General features: G+C 57.9%; 15 protein-coding genes. 9 read left to right on the top strand and 6 right to left on the bottom strand.

Annotated features, from left to right (window positions below; translation table 11 throughout):
• Nucleotides 1-14: 14 nt before the first annotated feature.
• The 6 genes from F0155_RS07060 to F0155_RS07035 all read right to left on the bottom strand — a co-directional run bounded on the left by F0155_RS07060 (nucleotide 15) and on the right by F0155_RS07035 (nucleotide 6,647).
• A complete protein-coding gene (locus F0155_RS07060; RefSeq protein WP_150523792.1) occupies nucleotides 15-755 on the bottom strand; it encodes an ATP-binding cassette domain-containing protein in 741 nt (246 codons plus the stop codon).
• A complete protein-coding gene (locus F0155_RS07055; RefSeq protein WP_150523791.1) occupies nucleotides 752-1,960 on the bottom strand; it encodes an alanine racemase in 1,209 nt (402 codons plus the stop codon). Before F0155_RS07055 ends, F0155_RS07060 begins: the two co-directional genes overlap by 4 nt.
• Before the next feature lie 117 nt (nucleotides 1,961-2,077).
• Nucleotides 2,078-3,031 (bottom strand): ABC transporter permease, encoded by a 954-nt coding sequence (locus tag F0155_RS07050; RefSeq protein ID WP_150523790.1) that lies wholly within the window; start codon nucleotides 3,029-3,031, stop codon nucleotides 2,078-2,080.
• A 60-nt stretch (nucleotides 3,032-3,091) separates the two neighbouring features.
• Nucleotides 3,092-4,144, bottom strand: coding sequence for a substrate-binding domain-containing protein (locus tag F0155_RS07045; protein ID WP_150523789.1), 1,053 nt, complete (start codon nucleotides 4,142-4,144; stop codon nucleotides 3,092-3,094).
• A 26-nt stretch (nucleotides 4,145-4,170) separates the two neighbouring features.
• Entirely contained in the window at nucleotides 4,171-5,433 is a 1,263-nt protein-coding gene (locus F0155_RS07040; RefSeq protein WP_150523788.1) for a M20 family metallopeptidase, read from the bottom strand.
• On the bottom strand, nucleotides 5,433-6,647 hold the full coding sequence (locus F0155_RS07035) for an ROK family transcriptional regulator (protein ID WP_150523787.1): 1,215 nt from the start codon (nucleotides 6,645-6,647) through the stop codon (nucleotides 5,433-5,435). The genes F0155_RS07040 and F0155_RS07035 overlap by 1 nt, the downstream gene beginning before the upstream one ends.
• Nucleotides 6,648-6,888: 241 nt before the next feature.
• Between F0155_RS07035 and F0155_RS07030 the strand changes: the two genes are divergently transcribed.
• From F0155_RS07030 to F0155_RS06990, 9 genes are all read left to right on the top strand, one after another.
• Nucleotides 6,889-7,710, top strand: a complete 822-nt coding sequence (locus F0155_RS07030) for a TIGR01459 family HAD-type hydrolase (RefSeq protein WP_161599764.1) — start codon at nucleotides 6,889-6,891, stop codon at nucleotides 7,708-7,710.
• A gap of 32 nt (nucleotides 7,711-7,742) precedes the next feature.
• A complete protein-coding gene (locus F0155_RS07025) occupies nucleotides 7,743-8,402 on the top strand; it encodes a class II aldolase/adducin family protein (protein ID WP_150523785.1) in 660 nt (219 codons plus the stop codon).
• Nucleotides 8,403-8,570: 168 nt separating this feature from the next.
• Nucleotides 8,571-9,602 (top strand): LacI family DNA-binding transcriptional regulator, encoded by a 1,032-nt coding sequence (locus tag F0155_RS07020; RefSeq protein ID WP_150523784.1) that lies wholly within the window; start codon nucleotides 8,571-8,573, stop codon nucleotides 9,600-9,602.
• 90 nt (nucleotides 9,603-9,692) lie between these two features.
• The gene (locus tag F0155_RS07015) at nucleotides 9,693-10,997 is read left to right on the top strand and encodes an ABC transporter substrate-binding protein (RefSeq protein ID WP_150523783.1); all 1,305 of its coding nucleotides are present in this window, start codon (nucleotides 9,693-9,695) and stop codon (nucleotides 10,995-10,997) included.
• A 123-nt stretch (nucleotides 10,998-11,120) separates the two neighbouring features.
• A complete protein-coding gene (locus tag F0155_RS07010; protein WP_150523782.1) occupies nucleotides 11,121-11,999 on the top strand; it encodes a carbohydrate ABC transporter permease in 879 nt (292 codons plus the stop codon).
• A gap of 4 nt (nucleotides 12,000-12,003) precedes the next feature.
• A complete protein-coding gene (locus F0155_RS07005) occupies nucleotides 12,004-12,834 on the top strand; it encodes a carbohydrate ABC transporter permease (protein WP_150523781.1) in 831 nt (276 codons plus the stop codon).
• An 11-nt stretch (nucleotides 12,835-12,845) separates the two neighbouring features.
• A complete protein-coding gene (locus tag F0155_RS07000; RefSeq protein ID WP_150523780.1) occupies nucleotides 12,846-13,847 on the top strand; it encodes an ABC transporter ATP-binding protein in 1,002 nt (333 codons plus the stop codon).
• The gene (locus F0155_RS06995) at nucleotides 13,844-14,617 is read left to right on the top strand and encodes an L-iditol 2-dehydrogenase (protein ID WP_150523779.1); all 774 of its coding nucleotides are present in this window, start codon (nucleotides 13,844-13,846) and stop codon (nucleotides 14,615-14,617) included. Before F0155_RS07000 ends, F0155_RS06995 begins: the two co-directional genes overlap by 4 nt.
• On the top strand, nucleotides 14,617-16,113 hold the full coding sequence (locus F0155_RS06990) for a mannitol dehydrogenase family protein (protein WP_208999164.1): 1,497 nt from the start codon (nucleotides 14,617-14,619) through the stop codon (nucleotides 16,111-16,113). Before F0155_RS06995 ends, F0155_RS06990 begins: the two co-directional genes overlap by 1 nt.
• The last annotated feature ends 6 nt before the right edge of the window (nucleotides 16,114-16,119 follow it).

The following is a 16,119-nucleotide window of genomic DNA, read 5'->3' as shown; positions in this document are numbered from 1 at the left end:
AGCGCGAAGAAGGCTCAGGCAACGCCCGTGATCATCGAGACGATCTCGTTCTTGTCGGTATCCGCCGTCTTGCGCACGCCGATCTGCTTTCCCCGGCGCAATACGCAAATGCGGTCTGACAAGCGGAACACCTGATCCAGACTGTGGCTGATGATCAGGATGGCAAGGTTCTTCTTCTTGAGCGACAGGACGAGCTCTTCCACTTTCGCCGTTTCGGCAACTCCGAGAGCGGCCGTTGGTTCATCGAGGAGGACGAGCTTGCTTGCCCAGTGCGTTGCCCGTGCAATGGCGATGCCCTGACGCTGGCCACCGCTAAGATCGCGGATCGTGGAACTGGCCGAAGGAATGCGCACATCCAGTTCGTCCACCAGTTCCTGGGTTTCGCGGCGCATGCGGGCCTTGTCGAGCAGGCCGAAAGGAGGCTTGGTCAGCTCGCGCCCTAAAAACAGGTTCATGTAGACGGGCTGATGGTCGGCGAGCGCAAGGTCCTGATAGACGACCTCGATCCCCTTCTCCCGCGCCTCGCTGGCATCGGCAAACTGGGATGTTTCGCCCGACAGGCAGATTTCGCCGGATGTCGGCTTGTAAACGCCCGAGATGATCTTGATCAGGGTCGACTTCCCCGCGCCATTGTCACCGACAAGCGCGACGATTTCGCCGGGATGCAAATCAAGGGAGAAATCCTCGATCGCGACGACGCCGCCAAAGGCCTTGTGAATATTGGTCAGGGCCAGAACCGGTTGGATCTCGCTCATGCGCCTACTCCCGGCCATGCAACCTTGTCGCCAAACCCGTTTTCAATCGAGGTGACGACCGGATTTCCGGTGCTGATCCCGCGCACACCGGCCACAAGGGCGCGTGTGACGAACGCCTGCCCGCGAAAGCCGAAGACAACCGTTTCGCCGGGCTGCGGATTGCGTGGTCCGGCTGCATCAATCATCGCGTAGTAGTCGATGGCCGAATAATCCGGAATTTCCACGTCCAGAAGCGCGGAACGGTTCGACGTGGGCTCAGGGGACACCAATGCCTTCACCTGATATTTCGGGAAGACCGGATCGATATAGAGGCCTCCGCCGAAACAATACGCCTTGCCGCCATGGTGGTGCGAGACTTCAGAGAGATAGAGAACCGCAGGATCTTCCGGCAGGTCTTCAACGGCATGAAGCGGTGTCGTGCCATGCAGGCCATTGCCGGGCTCGCATTGTGTGGCACCGGCCTCGGCAAGAGCTGACAATACAGCAGAAGACGTCGTGCCGGGCGCGTTGATCTCGATGCCTGTGCGCCCAGCCTTTGCAAGCGCCTCGGCGGCGCGGGCAAGGGTTGCAAGGTTCGGGGTTGGCTTCACCTTGCGCGTTTCCTGATCAAAGAGCAGTGCCGGGAACGTGGTGACCCCGGCGAACCGGCCGCCTTCATACGCGTCGAGCAGATCCGCAACCGCGACCATTTTCTCGGCAGGAAAGCCGCCTTCGTGACCGCGATAAAACGTGTCGCCTTCGGTCTGGATGCGTGCCAGCAGGTTCTGTGTTCGCCCGGCCGCTTTTGAAGCGTCGGCTGCCTCTCTGGCCTTTTGGTCCGAGAAAACGGTCCAGTAGTCCGGCTTGAGATGGGACGCTGCAAAGGCGGCTTCCCCACGCGGGATCTGCACCAGATGACCGAGGTGGCCGGTCTTGAGGCCAGCCCGATCACACGCCACGGCGCAGGCCATATCCACGGCAACAGATCGCTCGATACCGCCCTTCATGACCGCCTCGCAGAAGCCGGAATGGCGCCCCACCTGCTTGGTCATGGCAAAGGTTTTCAAGCCGTGCCGGTCTGCCTCGGACTTGAAGCTGCGTGCATTGCGTTCCACCGCATCCAGATCAAGAACATAAGCGTTGGCCGGGATCTTTCCATCCTGGTGGAGTTTCATGGCCGCTTCGATGAACTTTGGATTGCGGCGGATCAATACGTCGAGAAACATGAAAACCTCGGGCGTTAGAGCATTTCCAGGCGAAGTGGATACCGGTTCGCCGTCCGGGAATGCGCCAAATCAGATATTTAGAGCACATCGAGTGATTCAGTGAATGCGAGACGTGCTCTAGCGGCTGGTATCGCGGAGCGAAACGGCAACGGCGATCAGGATGATGAGACCGCGCACGATCATCTGGTCGGAGACCTCAAGGCCCATGAGGATGAGGCCATTGTTCAGCATGCCCATCAACAGGCAGCCAAGGAGAGCGCCGATGATCGAGCCCTTGCCACCATTGAGCGCCGTGCCGCCGACAATGACGGCCGCAATGACGGTCATGAGATCGGTTTCGCCAAGCGTGTATTTTGCAGCCTGCAGACGTCCGGAATAGAGCAGGCCTGCAAGACCGGCAGTCGCCCCGCACAGGGTCAAAACGGCAAAACGTACACGGGGGACCTTGATGCCCGAGACCTGGGCCGCGCGGGGATTATCCCCGGTTGCCACCACATGCGCTCCAAAGCGGGTGTTGCGATACACCACATGACCGATGATCACGGCAACAATGGTCCAGAGCACCAGAGACGGAATGCCGAAGAGGTCGCCGGACCCGAAGATGCCGGTAAACGTGTCGTTCAAGACCGGGATGGACCGCAGATCCGTCATGGATCGCGCAATCCCGGCAAACAGACCCATCGTGGCGAGCGTGACGAGGAAGGATGGCAGGCGGAAATAGGCGACGAGAATGCCGTTGAAAGCCCCGATCGCAATGCCGGCCCCAAGGCCTGCCAGCACACCTACGGCCAACGGGTAGGACTGCAGCACCACGGCGGCGGTGAGAGCCGACACGGCAACAACAGAACCGAAACTGAGATCTATCTCCCCGGCAGACAGCGCAAACACGAGGCCGATGGCCATGACCGTTGCCGGGGCTGTTTGCAACACGATGTTTGTCAGGTTGCGCGTGGTCAGGAACCCGTCGTCGTGCAGCGTGACAGCAAAAAACAGGAAAATCGCCAGAAACCCGAGATAAATCACGGAGCGTTGCAGATCCATGCGCTGCAACAGCGATGCGGACGCGGTCATCTTTATATCCGAACTTGAAGCGGGAAGAGGTGGCGGGCCAATCCGGCCCGCCGATGTGTCTTACTGGGAGAGGACGCTCTTGGGAGCATCGATCTTGAGGGACTTCTGCCAGCCCTCGGCCACGTTATCCGCAGTTACAGTAACTGCAGGAGCAACCACGAAAGGCGGAACGTCCTGGCCAAGCAGGCGCAGGACGGACGCTGCCGCCATGGCACGGCCAAGTTCATAGGCCTCGTCTGCAACGATGGCTGCAACATTGCCGCCGCGGACCATGTCGAGCGCAACCGGCTCGGAGAGGTCAAGCGTGACGATCTTGGTTGTCTTGTTGCCGTTGGAACGCAAGGCGGCAAGAACGCCTTCTGCCGGGCCAGCCCAGGTGACATAGATGCCGCCAAGATCCGGGTTCTTCAGCAGCATTGCATTGGCGATTTCCTCGGCGCGTGCCGGGTCGCTGATACCCTGTTCGGCCACAATCGAAATCTCCGGATAGTCATTTTCGATCGTCGTCTTGAACGCGTTGTCACGCTGATTGGTCACATAATACTCGGCATCATGATAGATCCAGCCGACCGTGCCCTTGTTCCCCATACTTGCAGCCAGCGCATCGGCAGCCTGCTTGCCCATCTGGAACAGATCGTCCGTTACGATAGCCGCGTAATCGCGCGGATGCTCATAGCCTGCCGGAAGGTTGGACAGGAAGGTGAGCGACACACCGCCATCGCGGGCTTCCTTGAAGGCGGCTGCGGACGTGACCGGGTCCAGCGGCAGGGAGAGAATGATGTTCGGCTCCTTGGCCAGAACGGTTTCGATGTCGCTGCGCTGCTTGGCTGCGTCGAACCCGGCGCTGGTCGTCGCCACCACTTCAATGCCGAGACGCGCAAACTCGTCGGACGCGCCAGACGTGACCGCATTCACGAAGTCGGACTGGTCGTGCCAGAGCAGCGCAGCCTTGTATTTGGCTGCCTTGACAGCATCGACACTTGCATCCGGCACAACAACCGAGGCTGTCGGCGTCGCGCTTTCACCGTTCGGGCCGACCGTCTGGGCAAGAGCCGACACGCTGGTCAGCGCAAGCAGTGCTGTGGTTGCCAAGGCTTTCCTGAAAATACTCATTACATTTTCCTCCACTCGGGACCGGCTTATTTCGGGCCGTTCTCCACTCCGCAATAGCTGGCGATGAACAGGGCAAACGCCCTGACCGCTGCCAGATAACTTTCAAGATTGATGCGCTCTTCGAACGTATGCGCGACGCTGATGTCGCCGGGCGCGCAGTAGACCGTCGGGCAGCCGATGGCATTCACCAGAAAGGGCATTTCCGACCAGTAAGGCGCACCGCCTATTGCGCCGGCCGAAGGCACGGTCTGTCTGACGCATTCGGCCAAAAGATTAGCCGCCTCATTATTTTTTGGAATTTCGACCGGCGAACCACCAAAGCGATGATCGCGGCCAGCCGGATAGGCAATCTCAAGACCAATCCCGTCCTCAAGCTGTACCGAGCAAACAGCCTGCTCAAATGCAGCCACGGCATCGTCCAGATCTTCTCCCGGACGCAGCTTGCGAATGAGCGAAAGACGACACTCACCGGGAACGGCAATGAACCCGCCGCCATTGATGTCGGTCACAAGGATCGATGACGCTCCAACCAGATCATGGCTTGGGCCTGCGGCAAGGTCAGCCTCGTGCGCCCAGATGCCAGAGAGGATGGCGTGGGTTGCCTTGAGGGCGTCGATCCCCAGTTCCGGCGTTCCGAAATAGGCGGATTTGCCCGTGATCGTGATGTCGGCGATGAAAAAGCCGATCTGAGCCGTATAGACATCCAGCTTCGTCGGCTCGACATAGACGGCAAAATCCGGTCGCGAGATTTCTCCGGCGGTGACCCGGCGAACCAGATCATGTGCCCCGGCGCTGACGCCGGTTCCCGGCTCGCCGCTCTCTTCGTCCCCGATGAAGGCAAAGGACATCTTGCCCTTCAGGCGAATACCGGCAGACTGCAACAGGCGATAGGCCGAAAGCGCTGCGCAGATGCCGCCCTTCAGGTCGCATGCTCCGCGCCCCCAGACTTCCCCGTCAACAAGGGCGCCAGAGAACGGATTCTCCAGGGCCGTGCCCTTGCGCGCCTCCTGCCAGCCGCGCACATGAACTGTGTCCGTGTGCCCGACAAAGAGAAGGGTCGGCCCCTCTTTCGCGGTCTCCGGCTCTTCGCCCCAGACATTCAGGCGTCCGGGAAGGAATCCCCCCTCACCGCAGGATAGTCCGAGCTCCGCCATCTGACGTTTCAGGAACAACGCGAATTCGGTTTCATTTCCGGTGATGCTGTCAATCCCGATGGCCTGCTGCAGAAGTATCAGGTCCGCGTCGCGATCCTGCGCGTCTGTCAGGTTTTTCAGAAAGTCGGCACTCATCACGCTGCCCCCCGCGTGAATACTTCGACGGCGGGCGGAGGCGTTTCGATCTCAACGCCCTTAAGACCTGCCGTAAAGAGGGAGAGATGCAATTTCGAAAGGGCGATTGCCGCCCCTCCTGCAAGAGCAGCATGGTTGCCGAGAGCGGAAATCTCGACCGGCACCGGACGAGGAAAGCAGCCCTTGATGTGTTGACTGACACGCTCGTGAAGCTCTTGCCGCGCACCGATTGAACCACCCACGACAATAAGCGAGGGATCAAGCACAGCTGCGAGCGTTGCTATGGACCGGGCAATCTGACGCGCTACGAAATCCAGCGTCTCGTCTGCTGCCACATTCCCAGAAGCGGCCAGATCAAAAATTTCGGGAACCGGTTTTTTCTCGCCCGTCTTTTCCGCGAAAGTTTCGATGATGGCGTGGGTCGCGGTGACCCGCTCCAGCGCGCCGGTCTTCAGACTCTCAGGCTCAAACGGGTCCTTGCCAAAGGGAAGATAGCCAATCTCACCGGCCGCTCCACCCGCACCGCGCAGCAACTGACCGCCGATCACGATACCTGCACCGATACCGGTTCCGATGGAGAGGTAGATGAGGTCGTCCTTTGCATTGGCCTTTGTCAGCCAGTGCTCGCCCAGCGCTGCAAGGTTCACATCGTTTTCGACAAAGACCTCAATGCCCAGACGCTCACGCCAAAGCTGCGGGGCATCGACCTGGTCAATGCCAGGAATATTGGGAGCCATCAGGATGCGGCCCGTTGCCGGGTCTGGCACTCCGGGAACGCCAATGACCGCGATCCGGGGCTGCTTTGCATTGCCGGATATTTTCAGGCTGGCCCGCTCAACAAGATCCGCCACCTGATTGATGACTGCGATGCCGCCGTTCTTGCTCGTGGGCTCAACCAGCTCGGCCATGACTGCCCCGGTCAGATCGCAGATTGCGACCCGCACCTTCGTGCCGCCAAGGTCCACACTCGCGACAGACGCTGCATCAGGAACAATTTCATAAACAACTGCCCGGCGCCCGACATGACCCTCGGTGCGCCCGATTGTACGAACCCAACCGTCCTCTTCCAGATTTCCGACGATCTCCGACACCGTCTGCTTGGACAGCCCGGTGATCTTCGACACGCTCGCTCTGGAAATCGGGCCATAGCTGGTGATCGCCTGAACAATCGCGCTCAAGGACATGCGCCGGGAAATGTTTGAGGGGTCCGCCAAGGTGTTGCCTCTATTAGTTCGTTCTATTACCGAACTAATTAGATTCCGATCTGAGAGTCAAGTCCCTCATGCTCGCTCTTTTCGGGCCGGAGCTAACGCGCCGCAGTCGCATTGGCTGTTTTCTGCGCCTTTTGGCCACAGGACGCATGAGCAACGTTGCGGATTTGGCAGGCGTGCGCTATCGCAGGAATGAAGCGGCATCATCGACACCCTGCCCGACTTCGTTCTGGAGACCTTCCTTTTGACGCAGCGGATTTCCGGCCTTCACGAAATCATCGACCAGTTTGATGCGGTGCTGATCGATCAGTTTGGCGTTCTGCATGACGGCAAAGCCGTTTTCGAAGGGGCACTTGATTGTCTCAAGGCGCTTCGGGCAGCGGAAAAACCGATCGTGGCCCTGACCAATTCCGGGCGCACACAGGATCTCAATATCCGCAGGCTTGCCGAATTCGGGTTTACCGAAGACCTGATCGGCGCTGTTGTCACGAGCGGCGAACTCGCCCGTGACCTGATTAAAGACCGCGTTTCTTCCGGCGCCTTGCAGCGAGAAGATGCCGTCCTTAATCTTTCGCGGGATCGGGATCAGAGCGTTCTGGACGGTTTTGGCTTCGATATTCGCACGGCTGTCAGTGACGACATCAAGTTCGTTCTGATCAGCGGGGTTGTTCCGGAAAACCGGTCGCGCGATGAGTACCGCGAAATGTTGAAACCCCTTGCGCGCAAGGGTGTGCCTGCCATCTGCGCCAATCCGGACCACATGATGTATGCTAATGGCGCGATAGGGTTCGGTCCTGGGGTTGTTGCTGATGATTATCGGGCTGACGATGGGCCGCTGGAACTGGTCGGAAAGCCATTCCCGGAAATCTTTCAGGCGGGATTGGCACAGCTTCCCGGCTTTGCTCCTGCAAGAACCTTGATGATTGGCGACAGCCCCCACCATGACATTGCGGGAGGTCGGGCAGTCGGCTGCCAGACGCTCCTGATAAGCGGCGGCGTCCAGGCCAGCACCGGGGCAACCGACATACAGGCAGATTACGAGATCCAGTCGCTCGTCTATTCGTGACGGCGATCCGCGCTTGCGAGGAGGCACTGACCATGACCAAGGCTGAAAAGGCCCTGCGCGACGAGCTTGTCGCCCGATGCAGGGAGCTGAATTCCAGCGGCATCAATCAGGGAACCTCGGGGAATATCTCCGTCCGCTTCGGCGACCTTATGCTGATCTCCCCTTCTGCAACCCCCTATGACGAAATGACCGCCGACATGGTCGCATCCGTCGCTCTGGACGACACCAGCGGGGCCTATGAGGGACCACTTAAACCCTCGACAGAATGGCGGTTCCATCAAAAGCTGCTGAGAGAGCGACCTGATGCCAATGCTGTTGTCCACGCGCATCCAACCTATTGCACGACGCTGGCTATTACCCGGCGCCCCATCCCGGCCTGCCATTACATGATCGCCGCTTTCGGTGGCACGGACGTGCGCTGCGCGGGGTATGCGACCTTTGGAACGGAAGAGCTGTCTATCCTTGCCATTGAAGCCATGAAAGATCGCACGGCATGCCTGCTTGCAAACCACGGCATGATCACGCTTGGCGAGAGCATGGCCAAGGCGATGTGGCGGGCAATCGAGCTGGAAGCCATCGCAAAGCAATATTACCTCAGCCTGCAGATCGGCGGACCAATCATCCTCAGCAACGATGCGATAGCCGAGGCCATGAAAAGTTTTTCCGGTTATGGCCTGCAGGAAACGAAATAGAAAAAGCTTCTTCATCAGGTGATGACCGGTATCAAAATTGCCCGATCTTTCTGTGCCTTGGCTACCAATTCCGCCTAGTCCGCAGGTTTTTTGGCAAGTTTCATTTTTACGCGCGGAAATTTGTTGTAAAAAAGATTCCATGATCGATTTTCCGGCAGGAGTTTTTTGATGAGCGGGACGAAAATCAGGAATATGGAAGAGTTTGCCGCAATCAGTGGCATCTCCCGCCCGACCGTCTCGAAATACTTCAATGATCCGTCAAGCGTTCGCTCCTCAACCCGGGCCCGTATTGAAGCGGCGCTGGAAGAGCACGACTACCGGCCGAACATTTTCGCCATCAACCAGAACCGGAAACTCACAAAGAACATCGGAATTGTCGTTCCCTATCTGGCCGACCCGTTCTTTGCGGAAATTGCCCGCAATCTGGAAGAACATTGCATTCAGGTGGGTTACCGGCCGACCCTCTATAGTTCGCACGGCGAACAAAAACTCGAACTGGAGATCATGGACAGTTTGCGGAGCCTGCGCCCCGCCGGTGTTCTTTTTGCACCGCTGGGCCGCGCGTCCAACAAGTCCGAAATCGAGAAATTTTGCAGCGATGTACCAACCGTCTTGTTTGATAGCAATCTTGAGGGTATCGGGGAGGCCTTTGTCGGGTCGGACAATTTCAGCTTCGTATCCCAGACTGTGGAGTATCTGACCCGGACCGGAGAGCCTCCCATTTTCTTCGAGATGAAAACACCGGCCAACCCCAACGCCAATAAACGACGGATCGCCTATCTGCAGATGATGGAACGACTTGGATTGGATCCTCATGTCATCAAGGTGGACGGGCAAGGGTGGGCATTTGAAGAAATCGGTCGAAACGGAGCATTGAAGGTGCTCGGCACCGAAAAGCTGCCAACAAATGCAATCCTGTGCAGCAATGACCGCCTCGCCATTGGCTTTCTGTCAGCCTGCTACGAGCTGGGCATTAAGGTTGGTCGGGGTGCCGATGCATCCTTGCGGGTCGCCTCCAACGATGACCATCCTTTTGCCCGTTTCACCTGCCCGTCCCTGACCACCGCAGCACACGATTATGAAAGTGTTTCGAACCGGAGCGTGGAGACGCTTTTTCAACTTATTGAGAGCGGCGGCCGATTTAAGGATCGAACAGAGACCCTGTTTCAAGCACGTTTGATCCTGCGAGACTCAGCCTAAAAATTTATCGCGCGTAAAATTTATATTGACGTCGCGACAATTTTGTAATTACCTTCCGTTTAGTGATATTCAATCACTGGGAGGAAATTGATGAAGTTGAAGAGCGTACTTTGCGCAGCAACCGCGGTTGGCCTCTTGGCCGCTGCAAACGCCCAAGCAGACACGATTACGATTGCCACCGTGAACAACGGTGACATGATCCGCATGCAGGGTCTCACCGACGATTTCACGACCAAAACCGGTCACAAAGTGGAATGGGTTACCCTCGAGGAAAACGTCCTTCGCCAGCGCGTGACGACCGACATCACCACCAAGGGCGGTGCATTCGACATCATGACAATCGGCATGTACGAAACCCCGATCTGGGGCAAGAACGGCTGGCTCGTTCCGCTGAACGGCCTTTCCGAGGAGTATGATGTTGGCGACATTCTTCCGGCGATGGCGAACGGCCTGTCCTATGACGGAACGCTTTATGCGGCCCCGTTCTATGGCGAGTCCTCCATGATCATGTACCGCACCGACCTGATGAAGAAGGCCGGAATGGAAATGCCGGACGCACCGACATGGGAGTTCATCCGCGCTGCGGCAAAGGCCATGACCGATCGGGACGCTGAAATCAACGGCATCTGCCTGCGTGGCAAGGCCGGTTGGGGCGAAGGTGGTGCATTCATCACCGCAATGTCCAACTCCTTCGGCGCCCAGTGGTTCGACATGGAGTGGAACGCAACCTTCGACCAGGAGCCCTGGAAGAAAACCCTGACATTCTACAAGGGCATGATGGATGAATCCGGCCCTCCAGGATACGCGACCAACGGCTTCAACGAAAACCTGTCGCTCTTCCAGCAAGGCAAGTGCGGCATGTGGATTGACGCCACAGTGGCAGCCTCCTTCGTGACCAACCCGAAAGATTCCACCGTAGCAGACAAGGTCGGCTTTGCCCTTGCTCCTGACACGGGCCTGGGCAAGCGGTCCAACTGGCTTTGGGCGTGGGCACTGGCCATTCCGGCTGGCACACAGAAAACCGATGCTGCCAAGCAGTTCATCGAGTGGGCGACCTCCAAGAGCTATATTGAGCTTGTCGCTGCCAAGGAAGGCTGGGCGAATGTTCCTCCGGGTGCGCGGACCTCTCTCTATGAGAACCCGAACTACAAGGACATTCCGTTCGCGAAGATGACACTGGATTCCATCCTCTCGGCTGATCCGAACAACTCCACAGTGAACGAAAGCCCCTATGTCGGCATTCAGTTCGCAGCAATCCCGGAGTTTGCAGGCATTGCAACAGAGGTGAGCCAGGAATTCTCGGCTGCCTATGCCGGCCAGCAGTCCATTGACGAAGCTCTGGCTAAGGCTCAGGCAATCACCAATGATGCAATGGAAGCCGCAGGCTACCGCTAAGCGTCCTCCCGGTTCAGGCACCGGCTCCCCGTTTGGCGTCGGTGCCTGACACCCTACCTGATCTTCCGCAAATTATGACAGACTGGTCAGGTAGGTCTTGCCTGCCAACGGAGGAGGTTTGCAATGGCGACCCAACAGTCCCGGACCCTGGCACGATACATGATGGCGCCTGCTGTCATTTTGCTTCTAGGCTGGATGCTCGTTCCCTTGACGATGACATTGTTCTTTTCGTTCAAGAAGTATCTGCCCTTGCGAGGTGACTCCCTCGAAAACGGCCTTGAATGGGTCGGCTTCCAGAATTTCGTTCGTTTCATTTCATCCAGCGCCTTTTGGCCGTCCGTCTCGACCACCATGATCATGGTCGGCGGAGTGCTGATCATCACCGTCGTTCTCGGTGTGTTTCTCGCTATCCTTCTTGACCAGCCGCTCTGGGGGCAGGGCCCCTTGCGTATCCTCGTGATCGCACCGTTTTTCGTCATGCCAACGGTGACTGCGCTTGTCTGGAAAAACATGTTTCTGGACCCGGTCAACGGACTGTTCGCGCATTTATGGAAGTTCTTCGGGCTATCGCCGGTGGAGTGGCTCGTCGACTACTCTCTCGGATCGATCATCATGATCGTGTCCTGGCAATGGCTGCCCTTCGCAACGCTTATCCTGATCACGGCCATCCAGTCCCTCGATAGCGAACAGCTGGAAGCTGCCGAAATGGACGGTGCGTCCGCCTTTCATCGGTTCATCCATATCGTTCTTCCGCATCTCAGCCGGGCCATAACGATTGTCATCCTGATCCAGACAATCTTCCTGCTTTCCATCTTCGCGGAAATCTTCGTGACGACCGGCGGCGCTTTCGGCACCAAGACGCTCACCTATCTGATCTTCCAGCGTGTCATTGACAGCCAGAATATCGGACTTGGCTCTGCGGGCGGCGTCTACGCAATCATTCTGGCCAACATCGTTGCCATCTTCCTGATGCGCATCGTCGGCAAAAATCTGGACAGGTGACATCATGGCGCGTTCTGTTTCAACACGCCGCAAGGCGCTTAACACCCTCATCGCCTGGACCATCGGGCTGCTGATCTTCTTTCCGATCCTCTGGACGATCCTGACAAGCTTCAAGACCGAAGCGCAGGCGATCAACGACCCGCCAATTTTCTTCTTCTTTGATTGGACACTGGAAAATTATGCAGTGGTTCAGGAGCGCTCGGACTATATGCGGTTCCTCTGGAACTCCGTGATCATTGCTGGCGGCTCGACCCTGCTCGGCATCCTGATTGCGGTTCCCGCTGCCTGGTCGATGGCCTTCGTACCCTCGAAGCGGACAAAGGACATCCTGATGTGGATGCTCTCCACAAAGATGCTTCCGGCAGTCGGCGTTTTGTATCCGATCTACCTCTTGTTCATCAGCCTTGGCCTTCTGGATACACGCATCGGTCTGATGGTCGTCCTGATGCTGATCAACCTGCCGATCATCGTCTGGATGCTCTACACCTACTTCAAGGAAATACCGACGGAAATCCTTGAGGCGGCCCGGATGGACGGCGCGACATTGAAAGAGGAAATCCTCTACATCCTGACGCCGATGGCGATCCCCGGCATCGCTTCGACCATCCTGCTGAACATCATTCTGGCCTGGAACGAAGCCTTCTGGACGCTCAATCTGACCGCAGCTCAAGCGGCCCCATTGACCGCCTTCATTGCCAGCTATTCCAGCCCTGAGGGTCTCTTCTACGCAAAGCTCAGCGCAGCTTCGACCATGGCCATTGCTCCGATCCTGATCCTTGGATGGTTCAGTCAGAAACAACTCGTGCGCGGCCTGACTTTTGGCGCAGTGAAATAGGAACCGACGACATGGGACGCATCGTACTCGAGCAAATCACCAAGAGCTTCGGTAGCACACAGGTCATTCCACCTCTTGACCTCACCATCGAAGACGGCGAATTCACGGTTTTCGTCGGCCCCTCCGGCTGCGGAAAATCCACCTTGCTGCGGCTGATCGCCGGGCTGGAAGACGTCTCAAGCGGCAGGATCACCATCGATGGTCAGGATGCGACAGAGCTCGCCCCGGCAAAGCGCGGTCTCGCCATGGTGTTCCAGTCCTATGCGCTCTACCCGCATATGACCGTTCGCAAGAACATCGCCTTCCCTCTCCGAATGGCCAAGATGGGCCCGGCAGAAATCGAGAAGCGGGTGAACAACGCGGCGTCTGTCTTGAACCTGACCGATTATCTCGACCGGCGTCCTGGACAATTGTCCGGCGGACAGCGCCAGCGTGTTGCGATTGGCCGGGCGATTGTTCGCGAGCCGTCTGCATTCCTGTTCGACGAACCGCTCTCCAATCTGGACGCCGCCCTGCGTGTCGGCATGCGGCTGGAAATCAGCGAGCTGCACAAACGTCTGACGACCACGATGATTTATGTGACCCACGATCAGGTGGAAGCCATGACCATGGCTGACAAGATCGTGGTTCTGCGCGCTGGCCACATAGAACAGGTCGGGTCGCCGCTTGAGCTCTACAAAAACCCGAGAAACAAGTTCGTGGCCGGGTTCATCGGCTCACCGAAGATGAACTTTCTGGAAGGCGATGAAGCCAAGAGGCACAATGCGCATTCAATCGGGGTGCGCCCGGAACACATTGAAGTGTCCGACAGCAAGGGCGACTGGACCGGGGTGGTCGGCGTTTCCGAACATCTTGGCTCCGACACCTTCTTCCACATCCATGACACCGGTCTTGCCGAAACCATCACAGTGCGCGCAGGCGGAGAAGTCGGCTTCCGTCATGGGGATCGGGTGCACCTGACGCCGCGCTCGGATGTCATTCACAAATTCGACGCACAGGGCCTTCGCATATGACACGTCTTTCCGGAAAGAATGCCCTGATTACCGGCGCTGCACGCGGCATCGGTCTGGCCTTTGCAAAAGCCTATGTCGCGGAAGGGGCACGGGTCGCCATCGCGGATATCAATATCGCGCGGGCACAGGAAGCAGCGGCCGAAATCGGTGCAAGTGCCATTGCCGTGGAAATGGACGTCACGAAACAAGCCAGCATTGATGCCGCGATTGCCGCAACAGCAGAAGCTTTCGGGCAAATCGACATCCTGATCAACAATGCAGCTCTGTTTACCGCAGCTCCGCTTGTCGAGATCTCGCGAGATGATTATCAGCAGGTCTTTGACATCAATGTATCCGGCACACTTTTCACCATGCAGGCTGTTGCTCGGCACATGATCGACAAGGGCGTGCGCGGGCGTATCATCAACATGGCCAGTCAGGCCGGTCGCCGCGGCGAACCGCTTGTAGCCGTTTATTGCGCGACCAAGGCCGCCGTTATCAGCCTCACCCAGTCTGCCGCTCTCAACCTCATCGAACACGGGATCAACGTGAACGCGATCGCTCCGGGGGTTGTTGATGGCGAGCACTGGGACGGCGTCGATGCATTCTTTGCCAAATACGAGAACAAGGCTCCCGGACAAAAGAAACGTGAGGTTGGCGAAAGCGTTCCCTTTGGCCGAATGGGGCGAGCAGAAGACCTGACCGGCATGGCTGTATTTCTGGCAGGCGATGATGCCGACTACATCCTTGCCCAGTGTTACAATGTCGATGGCGGACAATGGATGAGCTGATGACGAACCTGGCCCGCGACACACATCCATTGAGACTTGGCCTTGCTTCACTGTCGGACCTACCGGCAGACATCAAGCGTCCAAACTATGACCGGAAGGCGCTTAATCCGGGTATCATCCATGTGGGCCTCGGCAATTTTCACCGCGCCCATCAGGCCTGGTATCTGCACCGATTGATGCAAGCCGGGCGCGCCCATGACTGGGCGATTGTCGGAGCGGGCGTGCGCGCCGGTGATGCGGACATGCGCGAGCGACTTCTCGCCCAGGATTGCCTGACCACGCTCATCGAACTCGATCCGACAGGCTCGTCAGCCGAAATCATCGGATCAATGGTCAATTTCCTGCCAGTCACCTCCGGCAATGGTCAGTTGATCAACGCCATGTCGGATCCTGCGATCCGCATCGTTTCGATGACCGTTACGGAAGGCGGATATTACCGGGATGCAAATGGGGCCTTTGATGGCGCGCATCCAGATCTTTTGCATGATGTGGCTGTCCCCGAAGCCCCCATGACCGTCTTCGGGGCCATTGTTGCTGCCTGCGGAGCCCGCCGGAAAGCGGGACATGGTCCGTTTACCTGCCTGAGCTGCGACAACCTGCAGAATAATGGCGACATATTCCGTCAAACCGTTGTCGGACTGGCCCGGCTACTCGATACGGACCTCGCCGTCTGGATTGAACAAAACGTAACGTTTCCAAATTCGATGGTGGACTGCATCGTTCCGGCAACCGGCGCTCTGGAACTGGACCTTGTCCGCTCTTTCGGCATCAATGATGCAGCCCCCGTCACCCACGAGAATTTCCGCCAGTGGGTGATTGAAGACCGCTTCTGTGCCGGTCGTCCTCCTCTTGAAGAGGTAGGCGTAACGCTGACGCAGGATGTGCATGCCTATGAGAGCATGAAGATCCGCACCTTGAACGGTGGTCACCAGCTGCTTGCCAATATCGGCGAGATCCTGAGCGTGGAAACCATCGCCGGCTGCATGCGCCATCCGCATGTTCGAGGTTTCTTCGAGAAGGTTGAACGAAACGAGATCCTGCCACACGTCACGCCGGTTCCCGAGAAGTCGCCCGAAGACTATCTCGAGCTGATCATCAACCGATTTGCCAATCCGAAGATCAAGGACACAACGCGCCGGGTTGCCTTTGATGGCTCCTCGCGGCATCCGGGCTTTCTGCTTCCTGTCGTGCGTGAAGGGCTGGACAAGGGATCGTCAATTTCCGGCCTTGCTCTGGCGGAAGCCTTCTGGGCACGCATGTGCGACGGCACACGCGAAGACGGCAGCCTGATCGAGGCCAATGATCCGAACTGGGTCCAGCTGCAAAAAGCGGCGAAGGCGGCACGCGGACAGCCGCGCGTCTGGCTGGAGCAAACACACATTTATGCGGATCTGGCGTCGAACAACCGATTTGCAGACGCCTTTGAAGGCTGGCTGTCACACATCTGGCAACACGGCTGTGTCTCGGCGGCAGAGGCCTATCTGGCCGCCGACTGACCTGTT

The organism is Roseibium sediminis, assembly GCF_008711325.1.
Lineage (GTDB): Bacteria > Pseudomonadota > Alphaproteobacteria > Rhizobiales > Stappiaceae > Roseibium > Roseibium sediminis.
This window is presented reverse-complemented; position numbering and strand designations above follow the sequence as displayed.

Excerpts from the sequence above, each read along its gene's own strand:
- F0155_RS07060 (WP_150523792.1), bottom strand. The coding sequence starts at position 755 with ATGAGCGAGATCCAACCGGTTCTGGCCCTGACCAATATTCACAAGGCC.
- F0155_RS07055 (WP_150523791.1), bottom strand. The coding sequence starts at position 1,960 with ATGTTTCTCGACGTATTGATCCGCCGCAATCCAAAGTTCATCGAAGCG.
- F0155_RS07050 (WP_150523790.1), bottom strand. The coding sequence starts at position 3,031 with ATGACCGCGTCCGCATCGCTGTTGCAGCGCATGGATCTGCAACGCTCC.
- F0155_RS07045 (WP_150523789.1), bottom strand. The coding sequence starts at position 4,144 with ATGAGTATTTTCAGGAAAGCCTTGGCAACCACAGCACTGCTTGCGCTG.
- F0155_RS07040 (WP_150523788.1), bottom strand. The coding sequence starts at position 5,433 with ATGAGTGCCGACTTTCTGAAAAACCTGACAGACGCGCAGGATCGCGAC.
- F0155_RS07025 (WP_150523785.1), top strand. The coding sequence starts at position 7,743 with ATGACCAAGGCTGAAAAGGCCCTGCGCGACGAGCTTGTCGCCCGATGC.
- F0155_RS07020 (WP_150523784.1), top strand. The coding sequence starts at position 8,571 with ATGAGCGGGACGAAAATCAGGAATATGGAAGAGTTTGCCGCAATCAGT.
- F0155_RS07015 (WP_150523783.1), top strand. The coding sequence starts at position 9,693 with ATGAAGTTGAAGAGCGTACTTTGCGCAGCAACCGCGGTTGGCCTCTTG.
- F0155_RS07010 (WP_150523782.1), top strand. The coding sequence starts at position 11,121 with ATGGCGACCCAACAGTCCCGGACCCTGGCACGATACATGATGGCGCCT.
- F0155_RS07005 (WP_150523781.1), top strand. The coding sequence starts at position 12,004 with ATGGCGCGTTCTGTTTCAACACGCCGCAAGGCGCTTAACACCCTCATC.
- F0155_RS07000 (WP_150523780.1), top strand. The coding sequence starts at position 12,846 with ATGGGACGCATCGTACTCGAGCAAATCACCAAGAGCTTCGGTAGCACA.
- F0155_RS06995 (WP_150523779.1), top strand. The coding sequence starts at position 13,844 with ATGACACGTCTTTCCGGAAAGAATGCCCTGATTACCGGCGCTGCACGC.
- F0155_RS06990 (WP_208999164.1), top strand. The coding sequence starts at position 14,617 with ATGACGAACCTGGCCCGCGACACACATCCATTGAGACTTGGCCTTGCT.